This window comes from Ignavibacteriota bacterium (genome assembly GCA_016716225.1).
In the GTDB taxonomy this organism is placed as follows: Bacteria; Bacteroidota; Ignavibacteria; order Ignavibacteriales; family Melioribacteraceae.
In genome coordinates, this window is sequence record JADJWT010000001.1 from 1378561 (window position 1) to 1396897 (window position 18337).

At 28.2% G+C, this 18337-nt stretch carries 13 protein-coding genes and 1 pseudogene; 8 read left to right on the forward strand and 6 right to left on the reverse strand.

Annotation, left to right across the window (positions count from 1 at the left end):
* Positions 1-14: 14 nt before the first annotated feature.
* Complete coding sequence (locus IPM32_05855) at positions 15-1055, reverse strand: VOC family protein (GenBank protein ID MBK8944784.1); 1041 nt, start codon at positions 1053-1055, stop codon at positions 15-17.
* A 76-nt stretch (positions 1056-1131) separates the two neighbouring features.
* Here IPM32_05855 and IPM32_05860 point away from each other — a divergent pair, with 76 nt between their 5' ends.
* The 5 genes from IPM32_05860 (at position 1132) to IPM32_05880 (ending at position 10048) form a co-directional block, all read left to right on the forward strand.
* A complete protein-coding gene (locus IPM32_05860) occupies positions 1132-5277 on the forward strand; it encodes a CotH kinase family protein (GenBank protein MBK8944785.1) in 4146 nt (1381 codons plus the stop codon).
* An 11-nt stretch (positions 5278-5288) separates the two neighbouring features.
* Positions 5289-6335, forward strand: coding sequence for a hypothetical protein (locus IPM32_05865; GenBank protein MBK8944786.1), 1047 nt, complete (start codon positions 5289-5291; stop codon positions 6333-6335).
* Between the two features lie 2 nt (positions 6336-6337).
* On the forward strand, positions 6338-7126 hold the full coding sequence (locus IPM32_05870) for a polyphosphate polymerase domain-containing protein (GenBank protein MBK8944787.1): 789 nt from the start codon (positions 6338-6340) through the stop codon (positions 7124-7126).
* A 2-nt stretch (positions 7127-7128) separates the two neighbouring features.
* The gene (locus IPM32_05875; protein MBK8944788.1) at positions 7129-7803 is read left to right on the forward strand and encodes a DUF4956 domain-containing protein; all 675 of its coding nucleotides are present in this window, start codon (positions 7129-7131) and stop codon (positions 7801-7803) included.
* A gap of 139 nt (positions 7804-7942) precedes the next feature.
* Positions 7943-10048, forward strand: coding sequence for a S9 family peptidase (locus tag IPM32_05880; protein MBK8944789.1), 2106 nt, complete (start codon positions 7943-7945; stop codon positions 10046-10048).
* 157 nt (positions 10049-10205) lie between these two features.
* Here IPM32_05880 and IPM32_05885 read toward each other — a convergent pair whose 3' ends face one another.
* A complete protein-coding gene (locus IPM32_05885) occupies positions 10206-11549 on the reverse strand; it encodes a PhoH family protein (GenBank protein MBK8944790.1) in 1344 nt (447 codons plus the stop codon).
* A gap of 161 nt (positions 11550-11710) precedes the next feature.
* Here IPM32_05885 and IPM32_05890 point away from each other — a divergent pair.
* A pseudogene (locus tag IPM32_05890) lies at positions 11711-13074 on the forward strand (NAD-dependent succinate-semialdehyde dehydrogenase).
* Positions 13075-13167: 93 nt separating this feature from the next.
* On the opposite strand, the gene nhaA reads toward IPM32_05890, so the two are convergent.
* Complete coding sequence (nhaA, locus tag IPM32_05895) at positions 13168-14298, reverse strand: Na+/H+ antiporter NhaA (protein ID MBK8944791.1); 1131 nt, start codon at positions 14296-14298, stop codon at positions 13168-13170.
* Positions 14299-14403: 105 nt separating this feature from the next.
* Between nhaA and IPM32_05900 the strand changes: the two genes are divergently transcribed.
* A complete protein-coding gene (locus tag IPM32_05900; GenBank protein ID MBK8944792.1) occupies positions 14404-14856 on the forward strand; it encodes a CoA-binding protein in 453 nt (150 codons plus the stop codon).
* A gap of 101 nt (positions 14857-14957) precedes the next feature.
* Positions 14958-15518, forward strand: a complete 561-nt coding sequence (locus IPM32_05905; protein MBK8944793.1) for a DNA-3-methyladenine glycosylase I — start codon at positions 14958-14960, stop codon at positions 15516-15518.
* 3 nt (positions 15519-15521) lie between these two features.
* On the opposite strand, the gene IPM32_05910 is transcribed toward IPM32_05905, so the two are convergent.
* Genes IPM32_05910 through IPM32_05920 form a run of 3 tightly spaced genes read right to left on the reverse strand, consistent with a single transcriptional unit; the run spans position 15522 to position 18331 of the window.
* A complete protein-coding gene (locus IPM32_05910) occupies positions 15522-16103 on the reverse strand; it encodes a methyltransferase domain-containing protein (protein ID MBK8944794.1) in 582 nt (193 codons plus the stop codon).
* Positions 16078-16989, reverse strand: coding sequence for a carbohydrate kinase (locus tag IPM32_05915; GenBank protein MBK8944795.1), 912 nt, complete (start codon positions 16987-16989; stop codon positions 16078-16080). The genes IPM32_05910 and IPM32_05915 overlap by 26 nt, the downstream gene beginning before the upstream one ends.
* Positions 16982-18331 carry a sugar porter family MFS transporter gene (locus tag IPM32_05920; protein MBK8944796.1) on the reverse strand — a complete coding sequence of 450 codons (1350 nt, stop codon included), beginning with the start codon at positions 18329-18331 and terminating at the stop codon, positions 16982-16984. The genes IPM32_05915 and IPM32_05920 overlap by 8 nt, the downstream gene beginning before the upstream one ends.
* Positions 18332-18337: the final 6 nt, after the last annotated feature.

An 18337-nucleotide genomic window follows, 5' to 3' on the forward strand; every position in this document is an offset into this window, starting at 1 on the left:
ACATATAAAATATTTTAAAGTCTTTGTTTTCCTTCACTAAATTCTACCCAAATTGAATTTGTTATTTCTTTTGGAAGAAATATACTTTTTCCTTTTTCAATAATCTTATTTGAAAATGTTTTGTCAAAACTGTTATTAAGAATTTTTTTAATTGGAGATTTATTTTCTACCGAAATTGTAATTCCAGTAATCTCATTTTTAACTGATTCAATCAAAATTATTTTGAAATTTGCATTTTTAAATTCTACAATTTTTCCGTTGAAAGTTGGAATTGAATAATTTCCAATTGGTTCAAAACCAATATCTACAAGATCGTGAGCAGTTTTCTTAATATTTTTTGTTGCAAACCAAATTGCAGAAATTCCTTTTGTTTTATTTTCATGTTTCATTTTTGAATTATTCAATTCATTAAATTCAATGAAAAATATTGGCAAATCAGTATTTATATTTTTTGAAGAAAGTGTTGAAAAGTCTTTTCCCTTTTGTAATTCAGTAAAATTTGAATTTACTGAAGTAAAATTATTTTTAAGATTTTCAATATCATCTACTCTTAATGCGAATTGCAAACCATAAGAATTTTTTGAAATTAACTTTTCATATTCTTTGGTGAAATTATCAGTCGGATTTTTTATTTCAATTAATTCAATCTCAGAATTATCCTCAAACTCAATAAAATTATTTTGCAAACCAGATTTATGTAACCTTCCTTTTTTTATGGAAAATCCCAACTTTTCAAAAAAATTGGAAATTTCATGTAAATTATTTGTTCCAATTATAATATGATCTAAAAAAGAATTTTTAATTGACGAATATATAATTGTTCTATTAGTTAAAGAATCATTAGAAAGATTATTTTTCTGATTTCTTAATGTTGTAATTTTTTGCGTTAAGCTATCTGCAGTTTTACTGAGTTCGACTTTTTCTGATTTTATTATATCGGTTTCAGTTAAGTTTTCATTTTTCGATGCTTGAACTTTTTCTGTATTATCACAACCGATAATTAAAATTAGAGAAAAAATATAAATGAGTAATTTTTTTAAAAATATTTTTAACATTTTAAACTCATGAATTTTTACATAATCTAATATTTTAAAATATTGTATTTTGAGCATTTATTTTACGAAAATGTGTATGTCGAAAAAAATATTTATAACATTTATTTTTTTGCAATTCTTTTTTGCAAACTTATACTCACAAAACAACATTCTAATCAATGAGGTTTTATCGTCAAATATAAATAATCTTATTGATCTTGAAACCGGGGAATATGTTGATTGGATTGAGCTTTACAATGTTTCTGATTCTCTTGTAAATATTTCCGGTTACTTTTTAACCGATGATATTTCGGATTCAACAAAATGGCAAATTCCATCAAATACAATTCTTGATTCAAATTCTTACTTAGTAATTATTGCAGATGATAAAAATTATAATTTGCATACCAACTTTAAAATTGATGCCGATGGCGAAACCATATTTCTTATTTCTCCTTTTTATGAAATAATTGATTCGGTGAAATTAAGCAAACAACGTGATGATATTTCTTTCGGAAGAAAAAAAGATAGCATCAATATTTGGAATTATTATGCAGAACCAACTCCTGGTACAGAAAATTTTGGTTATGCAGTAAACGAAAATAAAATTTCTGATTCTCCGAATTTTTCATTGCAAAGTGGATTTTATAATTCCAAAATAAATTTAGAATTAACGACACTATATAATTCAAAAATATATTTTACATCTGATGGTTCTATTCCAAAAATTAATGATAGTCTTTTGTATTTATCACCAATTACAATCGATACTACAACAATAATAAGAGCAATTGCGGTTGATACACATAATTTGCCGAGTGAAATAATATCTCAAACATATTTTATAAATGAAAATACTGAATTACCGGTTGTTTCTATAATTACAGATCCAAAGAATTTTTATGACGATAATATTGGAATTTATACAATTGGTACAAACGGAATTGATTTGTGGGGAGTTAAAGCAAATTATTGGCAAGAATGGGAGCGCCCCGTAAATATTGAATTCTATGAAAATGATAAGAGTTTGGCTTTCAAAGTCAATGCGGGAATTGCAATAAATGGTGCACGAAGAAATATGCTTCAGAAATCATTTAGAATTCAATTAAGAAAAAATTATGGTGATGAATTTATTGATTATAAAATTTTCTCCGAAAAGGAAATTCGAAAATTCTCATCTATTGTTTTGCGAAATGGTGGTTATCCTGAATATAGTTCAACTCATTTTAGAGATGGATTTATTCAAACATTACTTTCAGAAAATATGAATTTGGATTATCAAGCTTATAGACCTTGTGTTTTATATGTTAATGGAAAATATTGGGGAATTTATAATATTAGAGAAAAAAAAAATGAAGATTATTTGAAAGATAATAACGGTGTTGATCCAAATAATTTAGATATTTTAGAAAATAATATGATTGTTGTAGAAGGTGATGATTTACATTATAAAAATATGATCGATTTTCTTGAAATAAATAATTTAAGTATTCAATCAAATTTTGATACAGTAAAAAACTGGATTGATGTTGATAATTTTATTGATTATCAAATAGCACAATTATACATAAATAATTTAGATTGGCCTGCAAACAATATTAAATATTGGCGACCCAAAACTGAAAATGGAAAATGGAGATGGTTGATTTTTGATTGCGACGGTGGTTTTGGATTGTGGTCTACAAGTGATTTTAACTCAATAGAATATGCAACTGATTCAAATAGTACACAATGGAATAATAAACCTTGGTCAACTTTTTTATTTAGAAAACTTTTAGAAAATAGCACTTTTAAAAACGAATTTATACAAAGATTTGCCGCATATCTTAGTTTCTCTTTTATTCCAAGTAAAACAAAATTACTAGTTGATAAATTTCAAAAAAAACTTGAAAATGAAATTCCCAAACACATTGAAAGATGGCTTCCCCATTGTCATCCATCAAATCCGGAATCTATTGATGGATGTGTATTTTCCACAATTGATGAATGGAAATCTAATATTCAAATTCTAAAAAACTTTGCAGATCAGAGAAATTATTATTTGTATAAATATTTAATGGAATATTTTTCCATTTCAGATACTGCTAAATTTGTTATTGAAACAAATGATAAAAATGGTGGAATTGTTAAAATTAATAATGTTGAAGCAATTTATGAAATCGAATCAAAATTATTTGCAAATAGAAAAATTAGACTTGAAGCAAAACCTAAACCGGGTTATAAATTTGTGGAATGGAAAGGTTTGGTAAACTCAACAAATTCTAATATAGAAGCAATATTAAAATCAGATAATAATATTGAAGCAATTTTTTCTCCCAATGAAGATTTGACATATATTCCAACAAATATTACAGCAAATTATGAATTAGAAAAAGAGAAAAGTCCATATACGGCAACCGGCGATATTTATATTGATGAAAACTCTGTGTTAAAAATTCAAGAAGGTGTTGAAATAAAAATGTCAGAAAATTCTAACATATATGTTTATGGGGGATTATACATTTCTGGCACAACTGATGAAAAAGTAAAAATTACATCACTTGCTGATAAAAATTGGGGTTCAATAATTTTTGATAATGCAAAACAAAAATCATATCTCAATCACACAATTATTTCCGGAACTTCACACGGTAAAGATGTAATTGATGAAATAGGTGGAATTTCAAGTTTCAATTCTGATATAGAATTAAATCAAGTTGAACTTGTAAATGTCCAATTTCCGATTTTTGTCCAACATGGAAATTTCATCATGAGAAATAGTAAAATTCAGACTGATGTTACCTCGGATTTAGTAAATGTTAAATACGGAAGTGCGATTATTGAAAATTGTGAATTTATTGGTAATCACTCTGTGGATACTGATGCGATTGATTATGATGATACAAAAAGTGGAATAATTAGAAGAAATATAATTCGTGATTTTTTCGCAGAAAATAGTGATGCAATTGATATTGGAGAAGGCGCTCAAAATGTTTTGGTTGAAGAAAATTTAATTTACAATTGTTTTGATAAAGCTGTTTCAATAGGACAAGCTTCATCAGCTATTGTAAAAGGAAATATTATTGTTAATTGTAATATGGGCGTTGGTGTTAAAGACGAAGGTTCCTTTGGGATAATTGATCATAATACATTTTATAATAATAATATATCAGTTGCATGCTATGAAAAAAGCATTGGAAGAGGTGGAGGTAAAGCAAATATAACAAATTCAATATTTTCTAAATCACAAATTTCCGATATTTCTGCGGATGAATTTTCTGAGATTAAAGTTTCATATTCGCTTTCTGATAAAATCCTTTTAGATGGTGAAGGAAATTTATTTAATGATCCTTATTTTATAAATCCGGATTCACTAGATTTTAGAGTAAATGAAAATTCACCGGTGATTAATAATGGTGATCCAAACCATGATAAAAATCCAGATGGAAGCAGAACTAATATTGGTGCTACTTTTTATGATTTCTCCAATGAAAATAATTTAGTTTTTACAGAAATAAATTATCACTCAAGTGATAATTTTGATGCAAAGGATTGGGTGGAAATTTACAATCCAAACGATAAACAACGCGATTTATCAAATTGGATTTTTAAGGATAGTGAAGATGAACATATTTTTATTTTTCCAACCGGAACAATTATTGAACCAAGAGGATATTTAATAATTTGCGAAGATACGGTAAAGTTTTTTTCACTGTATCCGAAAATAAATAACTATATTGGTAACTTAAATTTTGGACTAAATAACTCTGGTGAAAAAATAAGACTTTTTGATCCATTAGGAAATTTAATTGATTCATTAACATATGATGATGAATTTCCATGGTCAGAAAAAGCAGATGGCGAAGGATTTACTTTACAAATTGTAAACTATGAACTTGATAACTCAATTGCTTCAAACTGGGTATCAACTCGTTTATATGGTACTCCGGGTGAGCAAAACGATTTAACAAATGTTAAAAATATTGAAAATAGAATTCCAACAGTCTTTAAACTTTATCAGAATTACCCAAATCCATTTAATGCTCAGACAACTATAAAATTTGATATTCCTATAACTGCAAAAGTTCAAATAAGAATTTTTGATATTTTGGGAAGAGAGGTAAAATTATTATTAAATGAAAAACTTATCGCCGGAAGTTATTCAATTAGTTTTGATTCACGTTATCTTTCAAGCGGAGTTTACTTTTATCAAATTTTGGCCGAAGATTACAGCAATGTAGTTAAAATGATTTTACTCAAATAATTAATTTAATAATGAAATTAAAACTTCTTTACATTCCTATTTTTCTATTACTTATCGCATTAGTTTTTGCAGTACCAATAAAAGTAACAACAACAATTATAGCAAATGGTAAATTACTGCCTTCAAAAGTCTGGTTAATTTCTAAAGGATTGGAAGGTTTAATTTATACAACACTTATTGATAATGCAAATGGATTTAATGAAGAATATTCAGTAACACAATTTGCTCGCGGCGATTTAATAAAATTTGAATTGAATAGAAAAATTAAACCGGGGAATAATGTTTTTGTAAACGATACAATTGGAATTATTTATTCAAATTTAAATGAGCAACAAATTGCAACCTTAAAAGGTGAATTAGAAACTGCAAAAGCCTCGTTGCAAGTTGGAATTACCGGAGAGAAAGAATCATTTATAGAACTTGAAAATAGAAATTTAGAATACGCAAAAAAACAAGTTGAAGAACAAACTAAATTTTTTGAACGTCAGAAAAAATTATTTGAGAAGCAATTAATTACTCAAGATGAATATGAAACCGAACATGCGCGCTTGGAATTATACAAAATAAATATCAGCATTGCGGAAGAAAGACTTAGATCAGTTTTAACCGGTACGAAAAAAGAAGAACTGCAATTATTAAATTCACAAATTAAATCTTTGGAAAATCAAATTTCGGTGCTTCAAGAAAAATCAAACAATTTTCTTTTAAAATCACCAATTAATGGAAAAGTTGCCGCTTCATATAATCATGATACGTTGCTAATCATAAATAACGAAAAGAACTTTACCGTTTTAATTCCAATAAAATTACAATTTGCAAATTCAATTATTATTGGAAACGAAGTTGAAATTATTACTCAAAACGGAAATCCGATTTTTGCGAAAATTGAATCAATTGATAAATCGGTAAAATCATTCGGCGAAAATCAATTTATAATAGTTAAAACTGTTTTTGAAAATAAAAGTGATAATTTCTTTGTAAATGAAATTGTAAAATGTAAAATTTCTGGAAACGAAGTCAATCTATTTGAATATATAAAATTTTATTTAAATCAATAAACATGAGATTAGAGTATAAATTTCTGGTAAGTAACGATGTTTTAGAAAAACTGAGAAAGAAAATTATGCCGTTTGTTGAACTCGATCCTTTTACTATTGGTTCTGACGATAATGAATATACGGTGAGGAGTATTTATTTCGATTCATCTAATTTTGATTATTATCATGAAAAAATTGAAGGATTTAAAATTAGAAGAAAACTCAGAATTAGAAGTTATGATTCTGAAGCCGATAATAATTTGGTTTTTTTAGAAATTAAAAATAAATGCGAAAATTTTATCGGTAAAAATAGAGCAGCATTTTTATATCATGATTTGCAAAATGTAATACAATCAAAATCAATTGAGTCTTATGCATTAACAAATAATGGTTTTGCTAATTCATTAAAAGACGGTGAAAAATTTTTTCATCATGTTTACAAAAGCGGTTTAAAACCAATAATTCTAATTGTTTATGATAGAGAAGCATTTTTTTCAAAATTCGATAAGAGTTTAAGAATTACTGTTGATAAAAATTTAAGATTTTTTGAGTATCCGAAATTAGATAATCTTTATAGAGATGAAGACTTGGAAAAAGCAATTCCAAATTATTTTGTGTTAGAAATTAAATTTAGTAATGGTTATCCCAAATGGCTGCAAGATATCATTCAAGAATTTAATTTAATCAGACGTTCAGTTTCTAAATATACAATTTGTATAGATACATCAAGAATAATAAATCCGAGACGCAAAAATTTATTTACATCAAATTATTCTTTATTTGATACTACTGCTGAAGAAGGAATTTTTTAATTATGATTGAAGATTTTAGAAATATTTTAAATGTTACATTCACTGCTCAAGAAGCAATAATAAATTTAATAGTTGCATTAATTGCTGGAATTATAATTTCAATTTTTTATAGAAAATCTTATAATGGTCCGGGTTACCAAGCATCATATGTAAATTCATTAATTCTGCTTGTAATTATTACATCAATTGTAATTATGGTAATTGGAAATAATTTAGCACGTGCGTTTGGTTTGGTTGGTGCAATGTCAATAATAAGATTTAGAACTGCTGTTAAAGAAACTTTAGATATTATGTTTATTTTCTTTGCTCTTGCTGTTGGAATGGCAGTTGGAGTTGGTTTGCATATACTTGCAATATTTAGTGCAATTTTTATTGGCTTAATTGCGCTTGTTCTTTCAAAATCAAAATTTTCAACGCCAATAAAAAGTGATTTACTTCTTCAGTTCACATTTAATTCAAATGGAAATGATTCATCAATTTATAATTCCTTAATCAATGATTATTGTAAGAAAAGTAAATTGATAAACGCAAAAGCATTAGGTCCGGAAGATACTCTTGAACTTTCTTATTACGTTGGATTAAAAAATAAAGACAACGCCACCGAATTTGTTCAAAAACTTAGAAAAGTTGATGGAATTATGAATGTTAACCTTTTCTACGATGAAGAATATTTTTGAAATTTGATTCAATAAATTCATTCTGTTAAATAAAAAACTTTCGAAACATTTCAATTTACTTTCCTTAAAGAAATCTAAATTTGTAAACTAAAATTCGTAAATTGCCGCAATAAAAATTCATAATAAATTTGAGGTAATAATGAAAAGTATTTTATCAATTTTATTGATTATTTTTTTTATTGGATGTGAAATGCAAAAACAAAAATTAAATTATCCCGAAACTAAAAAAGTAGAAGTTAGTGATAATTATTTTGGAGTAAATGTTGATGATCCATATCGCTGGCTTGAAGATGATAAATCGGAAGAAACTGCAAAGTGGGTTGAAGCTCAAAATAAAGTTACTGAAAAATATCTTTCTAAAATTCCATTTAGAGAAAAAATGAAAAATAGATTAACAGAATTGTGGAATTTTGAAAAATATTCTGCTCCTCAAAAAGTAAATGATTATTATATTTTCTTTAAAAATGATGGATTGCAAGAACAATATGTTGTTTATATTCAAAAAGGGTTAAATGTAGAGCCGGAAGTTTTAATTGACCCCAACAAACTTTCTGATGACGGATCAGTAAGTTTAGATGATGTTACATTTTCAAATGATGGAAAGTATTGCAGCTATTCTATTTCAAGAGGTGGATCTGACTGGCGTGAAATTTATGTGATGGAAACCGAATCCAAAAAACTTCTTCCCGATCATTTGATGTGGGCAAAATTTACAAACATGGCATGGTATAAAGACGGATTTTTCTACAGTCGTTATGAAAAACCAAAAGACAGCGAAATGCTAAAGGCTAAAAATGAATTTCAAAAATTGTATTTTCATAAATTGGGCGATACACAGGAAAGTGATAAATTAATTTTGGAAGATAAAACCAATCCCCAATTGGGTTTTTCTGCTTCGGTTACTGATGATGAACATTATTTAATTATTTACGGATGGCAAGGTTCGGCAAGTGAAAATAGCGTATATATAAAAAATCTTAAAACTGATTCTCAGATAAAATTAATTCTGGGAAAATTTGATGCTGAATATACTGCTGTTGATAATTTGGCGGATAAACTACTAATTGTAACAAATAAAAATGCGCCTCATTCCAAACTTGTTTTACTTGATCCATTAAAACCAGAAGAAGAAAATTGGAAATCAATAATTCCGGAATCTAAAGATGTATTAAAATCTGTTTCACTAGTTGGTGGAAAACTTTTTGCAGAATATTTAAAAGATGCAAATACAAAAGTTACAATTAACAATCTTGATGGAAAAGAATTAAGTGAATTGAAACTGCCGGGTATCGGTACTGCATATGGTTTTGGAGGAAAAAAAGAATATAAAGAATTGTTCTACACTTTTACATCATTTAATTATCCTCCAACAATTTTCAAATATGATATAGAAAATAATAAATCTGAAGTTTTCAGAAAATTAAATGTTAAGTTCAATCCGGATGAATATGAAACTAAACAAGTTTTTTATAATAGTAAGGATGGAACAAAAATTCCGTTATTCATTACTCATAAAAAAGGTTTGGAATTAAAAGGAGAAAACCCAACTTTACTTTATGCATATGGCGGATTTAACATTTCATTAACTCCCGAGTTTGCAGTTTCAATTATTCCCATTTTGGAAAATGGTGGAGTTTATGCAATGGCTTGTTTGCGCGGCGGTGGTGAATATGGAGAAGAATGGCATAAAGCCGGAATGCTGCTAAATAAGCAAAATGTTTTTGATGATTTTATTTCAGCAGCAGAATATTTGATCGAAAATAAATATACAAATCCAAATAAACTTGCTTTACGAGGCGGTTCTAATGGCGGAACTTTAATTGGTGCTGTTATTAATCAAAGACCGGATTTGTGTAAAGTTTCATTTCCTCAAGTTGGTGTAATGGATATGTTGAGATTTCATAAATTTACAATTGGCTGGGCTTGGGTTCCGGAATATGGCTCAAGTGAAGACTCGGTTCAATTTCATAATTTGTATAAATATTCTCCGCTTCATAATATTAAAAGTGATTTGAATTATCCAGCAACAATGGTAACTACTGCAGATCATGATGATAGAGTTTTTCCCGCGCATTCATTTAAATATGCTGCAACACTTCAAGAAAAATATAAAGGTGATAATCCAGCAATTATAAGAATTGAAACAAAAGTCGGACATGGAGCTGGAACAAGTACGTCAAAAGCAATTGAATTATACAGTGATTTATGGAGTTTTATGTTTTTCAATTTTGGAATTGAATTTTAATTTCAAATTATTTTTTGGAGACGGAAATTATTCTTAAAAAAATTTCGTCTCCAAATTCATTTTAAAGTTTTTGTATTTTATTCATAATCCTAATCTTACTATTTATTTTAAGAAAAGTATAATTAAGATTAAGTTTAATTGTAAGAAAAAGTGAAAGCTATAAAATATTACTTGCTAATTCGGCAAGTTCTGATCTTTCTCCTTTTTCTAAATTTATATGCGAATATAATTTTTGTCCCATAAAGTGATCAATCAAATAAGAAAGTCCGTTAGATTGCGTATCCAAATATGGATGATCAATTTGGTAAATATCGCCGGTTAAGACAATTTTAACACCAGCTCCAGCGCGAGTTATTATTGTTTTAATTTCATGAGGAGTTAAATTTTGTGCTTCATCTACAATGAAAAATATTCTCTGTAAACTTCTTCCACGAATATAACTTAAAGGTTCAATTACAAGTTTATTATCCTTTACTAAATTTTCAATTGTTGCAAATTTTGTATCTGTTTCTTTAAACTGATCTTGAATAACTTTTAAATTATCCCAAAGCGGCTGCATATATGGACCAATTTTACTTTCAACATCACCTGGTAAAAATCCAATATCTTTATTGCTTAAAGGAACAATTGGTCTTGCAATATAAATTTGTCTATAATTTTTTCTTACTTGTAATGAACTTGCAAGCGCCAGCAATGTTTTTCCCGTTCCGGCTTTACCGGTTAACGAAACTAATGGAATGTTAGAATTGCAAAGTGCGTGAGTTGCGAAAGTCTGTTCTGCATTTCTTGGCATTATACCATAAATATTTTCTTTGTCAATTCTCTCAAACAAATTCATTTCTTGATTTAGATAAGTTAGCACTGAGCGATGTTCATTTTTAAGTATAAAATATTTGTTTGGTACTAACTCACCTTTAATATGCTTTGCAATAACATCAGCTTCAATACTGAATGGAGATTTAAAGAACTTTTGAATAATTTCATCATCAAAATCTTCAATAACTTCCTTTCCGCTGTATAATTCTTCAATGCTTCCAACTCTATCAGTTGTGTAATCTTCAGAAAGTACTCCAAGAGCTTTAGCTTTCATTCTTAAATTAACATCTTTAGAAACTAAAATTACTTTTTCATTTCCTTTAGATTCTTGATGAAGCAATAATGCTGTATTCAAAATTCTGTGATCGGGAGTATCTTCTCTAAAAGATTCTCTAATTTCTTTTGCAGAAGTTTTACTAATTACTATTCTAACTTTTCCTTTTCCTTTGCCAAGTGGAACACCGCCGTTGAAAAGATTTTTTCCGGTTAATGAATCTAACGTTCTAACAAACTCTCTGGCATTTAAATTTATAACTTGGCTTCCGCGTTTGAAATGATCAATTTCTTCAATCACAGTAATTGGAATTACAATATTATTTTCTTCAAATTGATGAATACAACTTGGATCATGCAGAATAACATTTGTATCAAGAACAAAAGTTTTAACAGACTTTAGTTTCGCCATATTTCTTTAATAAATTTTTGAGTTCAAAAATAAACATTGTAACAGTGATATTAAAATTAAAAAACTGTAAACTTTTTAATTATATCTGCTAAAAAGTTAACTAAGTATTATTTTTATTTTGATAAAAAATTTTATTTCTAAAATATATTTTGAGTAATAAAATGGCAATTGAAACAATAAATCCAGCAACGGAAGAATTGGTAAAACAATTTACACCTTATAATGATGATGAAGTAAAATTAATAATTGAAAATGTTCACGAAGATTTTTTAATGTGGAAGAATAAAAGTTTTTCAGAAAGAAAAATTTTCATGTTAAGGGCAGCGGAAATATTGAAAAATGAAAAAAGGCATTATGCTGAAATTTTAACTCTGGAAATGGGCAAACCAATAAAACAAGCAATTGCTGAAGTTGAAAAATGTGCTTGGGTTTGTGAGTATTATGCAGAAAATACAGAATCAATTTTGCAAAAAGAAATTATTAAAACTGATGCGAGTAAAAGTTATGTTCAGTTTGATCCGATTGGAATTGTACTTTCTGTTATGCCGTGGAATTTTCCTTTCTGGCAAGTCTTCAGATTTGCAGCTCCGGCATTGATGGCTGGTAATGCAGGAATTTTAAAACATGCTTCCAACGTTCCATTGAGTGCTTTAGCAATTGAAGAAATTTTTCAGAAAGCCGGATTTCCTAGAAATATTTTTCGCACACTTTTAATTGAATCGAAACAAGTTGAGGCAGTAATTGAAAATCCGTTAGTTAGAGCAACAACATTAACCGGAAGTGAATTTGCCGGAGGTATGGTTGCCTCAAAAAGTGGAAAAATGTTAAAGAAAAGTGTAATGGAATTAGGCGGAAGCGACCCCTTTATAATTTTGGCTGATGCAAATTTAGAAGAAGCAGTAAATACAGCAGTAACTGCACGTTTATTAAATAACGGACAAAGCTGCATTGCTGCGAAAAGATTTATTGTTGTTGAAGAAATTTCAGAAAAGTTTGAGCAAATGTTTGTTGAAAAATGGAAAAAACAATTGTCGGCAATCCAATGAAAGAAGAAACGGAATTAGGTCCTATTGCAAGAGAAGATTTACTTTTTGAACTTCATGAGCAAATTACAAAATCTGTTGAAGCAGGAGCAAAAATTTTACTCGGCGGAAAAAGATTAGATAGAAAAGGTTATTACTATTCTCCAACAATATTAAGTAATGTAAAAAAAGGAATGATTGCATACGAACAAGAGTTATTTGGTCCGGCAGCAATAGTTATAAAAGTTAAAAATGAAAATGAAGCAATTTTAGTTGCTAATGATACTGAGTTTGGGCTTGGAGCTTCTTTGTGGACAAACGATATTGAGAAAGCAAAAACTTTAGCAAAACAAATTGATTCAGGTTCTGTTTTTATTAATGGAATGGTAAAATCAGATCCGCGTTTGCCATTTGGCGGAGTAAAACTTTCCGGTTATGGAAGAGAACTTTCTCATTATGGAATTAAAGAATTTGTAAATATAAAAACGGTTTGGATAAAATAATTTGATATTGAGTATAAATATTTATTAGAAAATAATCTAAATCAAATTCTACTTTTGCTTAGTTTAACAAATAATTTTTTAAAAAATCTACTTCTACTTAAGTGTTAATTTAAGCACAATAAATCCAACCATCCCAGATATAAAGGAAGATATTAGTATTATCAATTTAGCATTATTAATTATTTCTGCATTATCAAATGCAAGAAGCGTAATAAAAATTGACATCGTAAAACCTATTCCGCCTAATAATCCTACACCAAATATTATTTTCCAATTTAGATCTTCTGATAATTTACTTAATCCCAAGGTAACGGTTAAAAAAGTAAGAAGGAAAATTCCAATTGGTTTTCCCAGAATAAGACCTAATAAAATTCCAATGCTATAATTTTCAGAAAAAATATTTGCAAAATTTCCACTCAAATTTATAGCTGTATTTGCTAAAGCAAAAATTGGCAAAATAATAAATCCAACTGGCTTGTGTAAAAAATGCTGCAATACATATGATATTGATTTTTCATCACCTTTTCCAAACGGAATTGCAAATGCCAATAATACTCCCGTAATCGTTGCGTGAACACCAGAATGTAGCATAAAGTACCACATTATTATTCCGCCAATAAGATAAGGGATTAAATTATTGATTTTCATTCGGTTTAATAAAAGTAGAACAAAGAAAATAGAAAGAGCAAGTATAAGATTTGTAATCATCAAACCTTTTGTATAAAAAATTGCAATAACCAAAATTGCAATTAAATCATCAATTACAGCCAAAGCTGTTAAAAAGATTTTTAAAGAAACCGGTACACGATTCCCTAACAAAGATAAAATTCCTAATGCAAAAGCTATATCCGTTGCCATTGGAATTCCGGCTCCAGCTTGGGTTACTGTGCCCATATTAAAATATGAATAAATTCCCGCTGGTAAAATAACTCCACCAATTGCACCAAAAATTGGAAAAAGTGCATTTTTAAAATTCGAAAGTTCGCCAGTATAAATTTCGCGTTCAAGTTCAAGACCAATTAACAAAAAGAAAATTGCCATTAAACCATCATTTATCCAATGCTCAATTGAAAGTCCAGCAAATTTTATATGCCAAAAATTTTGATAGTTATCCCCAAACGTTGAGTTTGCAATTATCAAAGAAATAATAGTGCAGATAATTAAAATCATTCCGCCAGCTTTTTCACTTTCAAAAAATTCTTTGAATAATTTTGTTGCAGTCATTTTCAAATCCAAATTTTATTATGTTTAATTTGGTTCCTTATATTTCAATATAGAAAAATTTCATGTAAGTTAATAAATTCATTTTAATAAAAATGGAAATTCGAAATGACATCACAAAAAAACATTAGTGATTTTTTAAGTTGCAATAATTTTGCAGTTGTTGGTGTTTCAAGAAAAAAAACAAAATTTGGAAATGCTATTTATAAAGAATTAAGGAAAAAAAATCTAAATGTTTTTCCAGTAAATCCAAATTTGGAAATTTTTGAAGGAGATAAATGTTTTAAGAATTTGAATGAATTAAAAGGGAAAATAGATGCTGTAATTAATTGTGTTTCACCAAATAAAACATTAAGTATAGTTAACGAAGCAAACTCAATTGGTGTAAAAAATATTTGGATGCAGCAGGGAAGCGAAACTGATGAAGCGATAAATTATTGCAAAGAAAATGGAATTAATGAAATTCATAAAGAATGTATTTTAATGTTTGTAGAACCGGTAAATTCAATTCACAGTTTTCACAAATGGATTTGGAAAATTTTGGGTAAATTACCAAATTAAAAAAATAGGACACGGATTTTTATGATAATTCTGATTAATTAAGATCTTGATAATCATATACAATCATAAAAATCTGCGTTCTATTTTATGGAGATATTAAAATGTTAAATAGATGTTCTTGGTGTGGAAGTGACCCTCTTTATGTTAAATATCATGATGAGGTATGGGGAGTTCCGGTTCATGATGATAGAAAATTATTTGAAATGCTTAATTTAGAAGGTGCACAAGCTGGTTTGAGCTGGATTACTATTTTAAGGAAGCGTGAAAAATATTTACAATTGTTTGATAATTTTGATGCGGAAAAAATTGTAAAGTACTCAGATAAAAAGATTGAAAAAATTTTACAAGATGCTGGAATTGTAAGAAATAAATTAAAAGTAAATGCAGTTGTAACCAATGCAAAAGTTTTTTTAAAAGTTCAAAAAGAATTTGGAAGTTTTGATAAGTACATTTGGCAATTTGTTAACGGAAAACCAATCCTAAATAATTTCAAAAGTTTAAAAGAAGTTCCGCCAAAAACTGAAATTTCCGATATAATGAGTAAAGATTTAAAAAAGCAAGGATTTAAATTTATTGGTTCAACAATTTGCTATGCGTTTATGCAAGCAGTTGGAATGGTAAACGATCACACAATTGATTGTTTTAGGTATGGTGAGTTATAATAATTATTTAGTAAAATTTATTGTATAATTTTTTTCTGAACCGAATAATTCTAAAAAATTTAAATTAAATCTTTCCGCAATAATTTTTATTTCATTTATTGACATTTTATCCGGATCACCAGCTAACTCTGAAATTGACAAAATACCTTTCGGCTTTAACATTCTGTAAAATTCCGAAAAATAAACTTCTTTATTTTCAACTTCACCAATTACGGTAACTAATAAAATTCTATCAAAATAATTACTTGGCAAATCAAATTCACTACCATTACATAAGTAATAATCAACATTAATAATTTTTGATTTCTTTATTCTTTTTCTTGCTAAATCTAACATCTCTTGTTGAATATCAGCCAAAACTAATTTCCCATAAGGAATTTCTTTGGCAATTATTGGACTGAAATACCCGGGACCGGAACCAACTTCCAACACAAAATTATTATTGCTCAAATGAAGTCTATCAATTAATCTTTTGGGTGAAAGAAAAATATTTCTGATTGGTAGAAGTAATGTGAATGCGAATTGATAAGGAAATACTCCTTTCCCAGAAAAACTTTTTTTAATTCTTTGTGTTGAGTTTAACATTATTTGATTTTATAAATTTATTAATTTCATCAATTTCTAAAATTGGATTTGCACCTTTATGAGATGCAATAATTGCTCCTACTGCACATGCAAATTCTAACGCTTCTTCATAATTTTGAGAAATTAAAATTTTAGAAATTAACGCTGCAAGAAAACTATCACCGGAACCAATTGTATCTTCAACTTTTACTTTAAATCCATTGTGGAAGTAAAATTTATTATCAATAAATAATATTGCTCCGTCTTTTCCTCTTGTAATGCAGATTGAATTTGTTTTCGTTTTGTGCGAAATGAATTTTATGTTTTCCTCAATTTTGATTTCTGTTGAGCCTAATTCTTTTGCAATAATTAATAATTCTTCATCATTCATTTTTATTAAATCTGATTTATTCATCAACTCACATATTAGCGGAATTGAATAAAACGGTTTTCTTAAATTAACATCAAAAACTTTATACTTAGCATTTTCCAATAATTTTAATAACGAATATTTTGAAACTTCATCTCTGCAAATTAATGAACCGAAAATAAACGCATCTGAATTTTTCACACAATTAATATTTTCTTCTGTTAGTTCAATTTTATCCCAAGCAGAAGGATAAACAATATTGTAAGTTGCAATACCGTTTGAATCTAATTTAACTAAAACTTCTCCGGTTTTCATTTTCTTATCAAGTTGAATTTGAGAAATATCAACTTTTTTGTTTTTTAGAATTGATAATAATTCCGAACCTAAACTATCATTCCCAATTTTAGAAATTATTTTCGTTGGAATTCCTAAAGATTGTAAACGAATTGCAACATTCATTGGTGCGCCGCCGGCAACTTTTCCGCTTGGTAGAATATCCCATAAAACTTCACCAAAGCAAACAATATTTTTATTCATTATTATTTTTCGCAAAAATTGACTTTGATAATTTTTCAGCTAAACTTTCTAAAGTTTGACCTTTTGTTTCTGGCATTTTGAATCTTACCCATAAAAGTTGACCAACCATCATAATTGTGAAAAACATAAAAACTGTTGCCGGACCAATTGCATTAAATAAAAACGGAATAAGCGATGGAATAAAAGCTGCTAAAATCCAATGTACGGAAGAACCAAATGCTTGTCCGGCTGCCCGCAATTTGTTAGGAAATATTTCTGAAATGAAAACCCAAATAACTGCGCCTTGACCAACAGCGTGAGCGGCAATAAATAAAAAGAAGAAAATCGGAACAAGTATTCCTTGCCATTTTAGTAAAAATGCTAAAGCAACCAAACTTAGAGAAATTATATATCCGAAAGAACAAATATACATAAGTGTTTTTCTTCCGAATTTATCAATCATAGAAATTCCAATTAATGTAAAAATTAAATTTATTGCGCCAATCCCAATACTGCTAAGGAACGAAGCCGATTTTTCCAATCCGGCTAATTCAAAAATTCTTGGTGCATAGTATAGAAAGGCATTTATGCCTGAAGTTTGATTGAAGAACGCAATAAAGAAAGCCAGCATTAACGGAATTCTATATTTCTGCATAAAAATATTTTCGTGAGTTGTCTCTTCGCTTTTTTCTTTTTCGATTGCTAAAATTTCTTCATCTAAATTTGAAGTAGGATTAATTCCTTTCAGAATTTCAATCGCTTTATTTTTATCATTTTTGTATTCAAGTAACCAGCGTGGACTTTCCGGAACTCCCAAAACTAATGCCGTGTAAATGAATGCCGGGATTGCCTCCATACCAAGCATCCATCTCCAAGCGGTTTCACCAATATCTTGCAAAAAATAATTTGAAACGAAAGCCATTAAAATTCCAAATACAATATTAAATTGATAAAGCGCAACAAGGCTTCCGCGTTTTTTTGCCGGAGAAATTTCTGCAATATAAGATGGCGATACTATTGTTGAAATTCCAATTCCAATACCTCCAATAAATCTAAAAATTGCAAATAGATAAGGATCAGAAACCAACGCAGAACCAATTGCGGAAATGAAAAATAAAATTCCTATAAATATTAGAGTTTTTTTTCTTCCTAATTTATTTGTAGGAATTGAACCTGTAAATGCTCCAAGTACAGTTCCCCAAAGTGCAGTTGACATTACAACCAAGCCGTGAAATAAATCTGAACTTTGCCACAATGTTTGCAATTGTTTATCTGCGCCGGAAATTACAACCGTATCAAACCCAAATAGAAAGCCGCCCAAAGCAACAACAATAGATGTAAAAAAAACTTTTGAACTTTTCATTTTCTG

What these genes read in the sequence shown, in the direction of transcription:
- IPM32_05855 (MBK8944784.1), bottom strand. Translation starts at nt 1,055, where the DNA reads ATGTTAAAAATATTTTTAAAAAAATTACTCATTTATATTTTTTCTCTA.
- IPM32_05860 (MBK8944785.1), top strand. Translation starts at nt 1,132, where the DNA reads ATGTCGAAAAAAATATTTATAACATTTATTTTTTTGCAATTCTTTTTT.
- IPM32_05865 (MBK8944786.1), top strand. Translation starts at nt 5,289, where the DNA reads ATGAAATTAAAACTTCTTTACATTCCTATTTTTCTATTACTTATCGCA.
- IPM32_05870 (MBK8944787.1), top strand. Translation starts at nt 6,338, where the DNA reads ATGAGATTAGAGTATAAATTTCTGGTAAGTAACGATGTTTTAGAAAAA.
- IPM32_05875 (MBK8944788.1), top strand. Translation starts at nt 7,129, where the DNA reads ATGATTGAAGATTTTAGAAATATTTTAAATGTTACATTCACTGCTCAA.
- IPM32_05880 (MBK8944789.1), top strand. Translation starts at nt 7,943, where the DNA reads ATGAAAAGTATTTTATCAATTTTATTGATTATTTTTTTTATTGGATGT.
- IPM32_05885 (MBK8944790.1), bottom strand. Translation starts at nt 11,549, where the DNA reads ATGGCGAAACTAAAGTCTGTTAAAACTTTTGTTCTTGATACAAATGTT.
- nhaA (MBK8944791.1), bottom strand. Translation starts at nt 14,298, where the DNA reads ATGACTGCAACAAAATTATTCAAAGAATTTTTTGAAAGTGAAAAAGCT.
- IPM32_05900 (MBK8944792.1), top strand. Translation starts at nt 14,404, where the DNA reads ATGACATCACAAAAAAACATTAGTGATTTTTTAAGTTGCAATAATTTT.
- IPM32_05905 (MBK8944793.1), top strand. Translation starts at nt 14,958, where the DNA reads ATGTTAAATAGATGTTCTTGGTGTGGAAGTGACCCTCTTTATGTTAAA.
- IPM32_05910 (MBK8944794.1), bottom strand. Translation starts at nt 16,103, where the DNA reads ATGTTAAACTCAACACAAAGAATTAAAAAAAGTTTTTCTGGGAAAGGA.
- IPM32_05915 (MBK8944795.1), bottom strand. Translation starts at nt 16,989, where the DNA reads ATGAATAAAAATATTGTTTGCTTTGGTGAAGTTTTATGGGATATTCTA.
- IPM32_05920 (MBK8944796.1), bottom strand. Translation starts at nt 18,331, where the DNA reads ATGAAAAGTTCAAAAGTTTTTTTTACATCTATTGTTGTTGCTTTGGGC.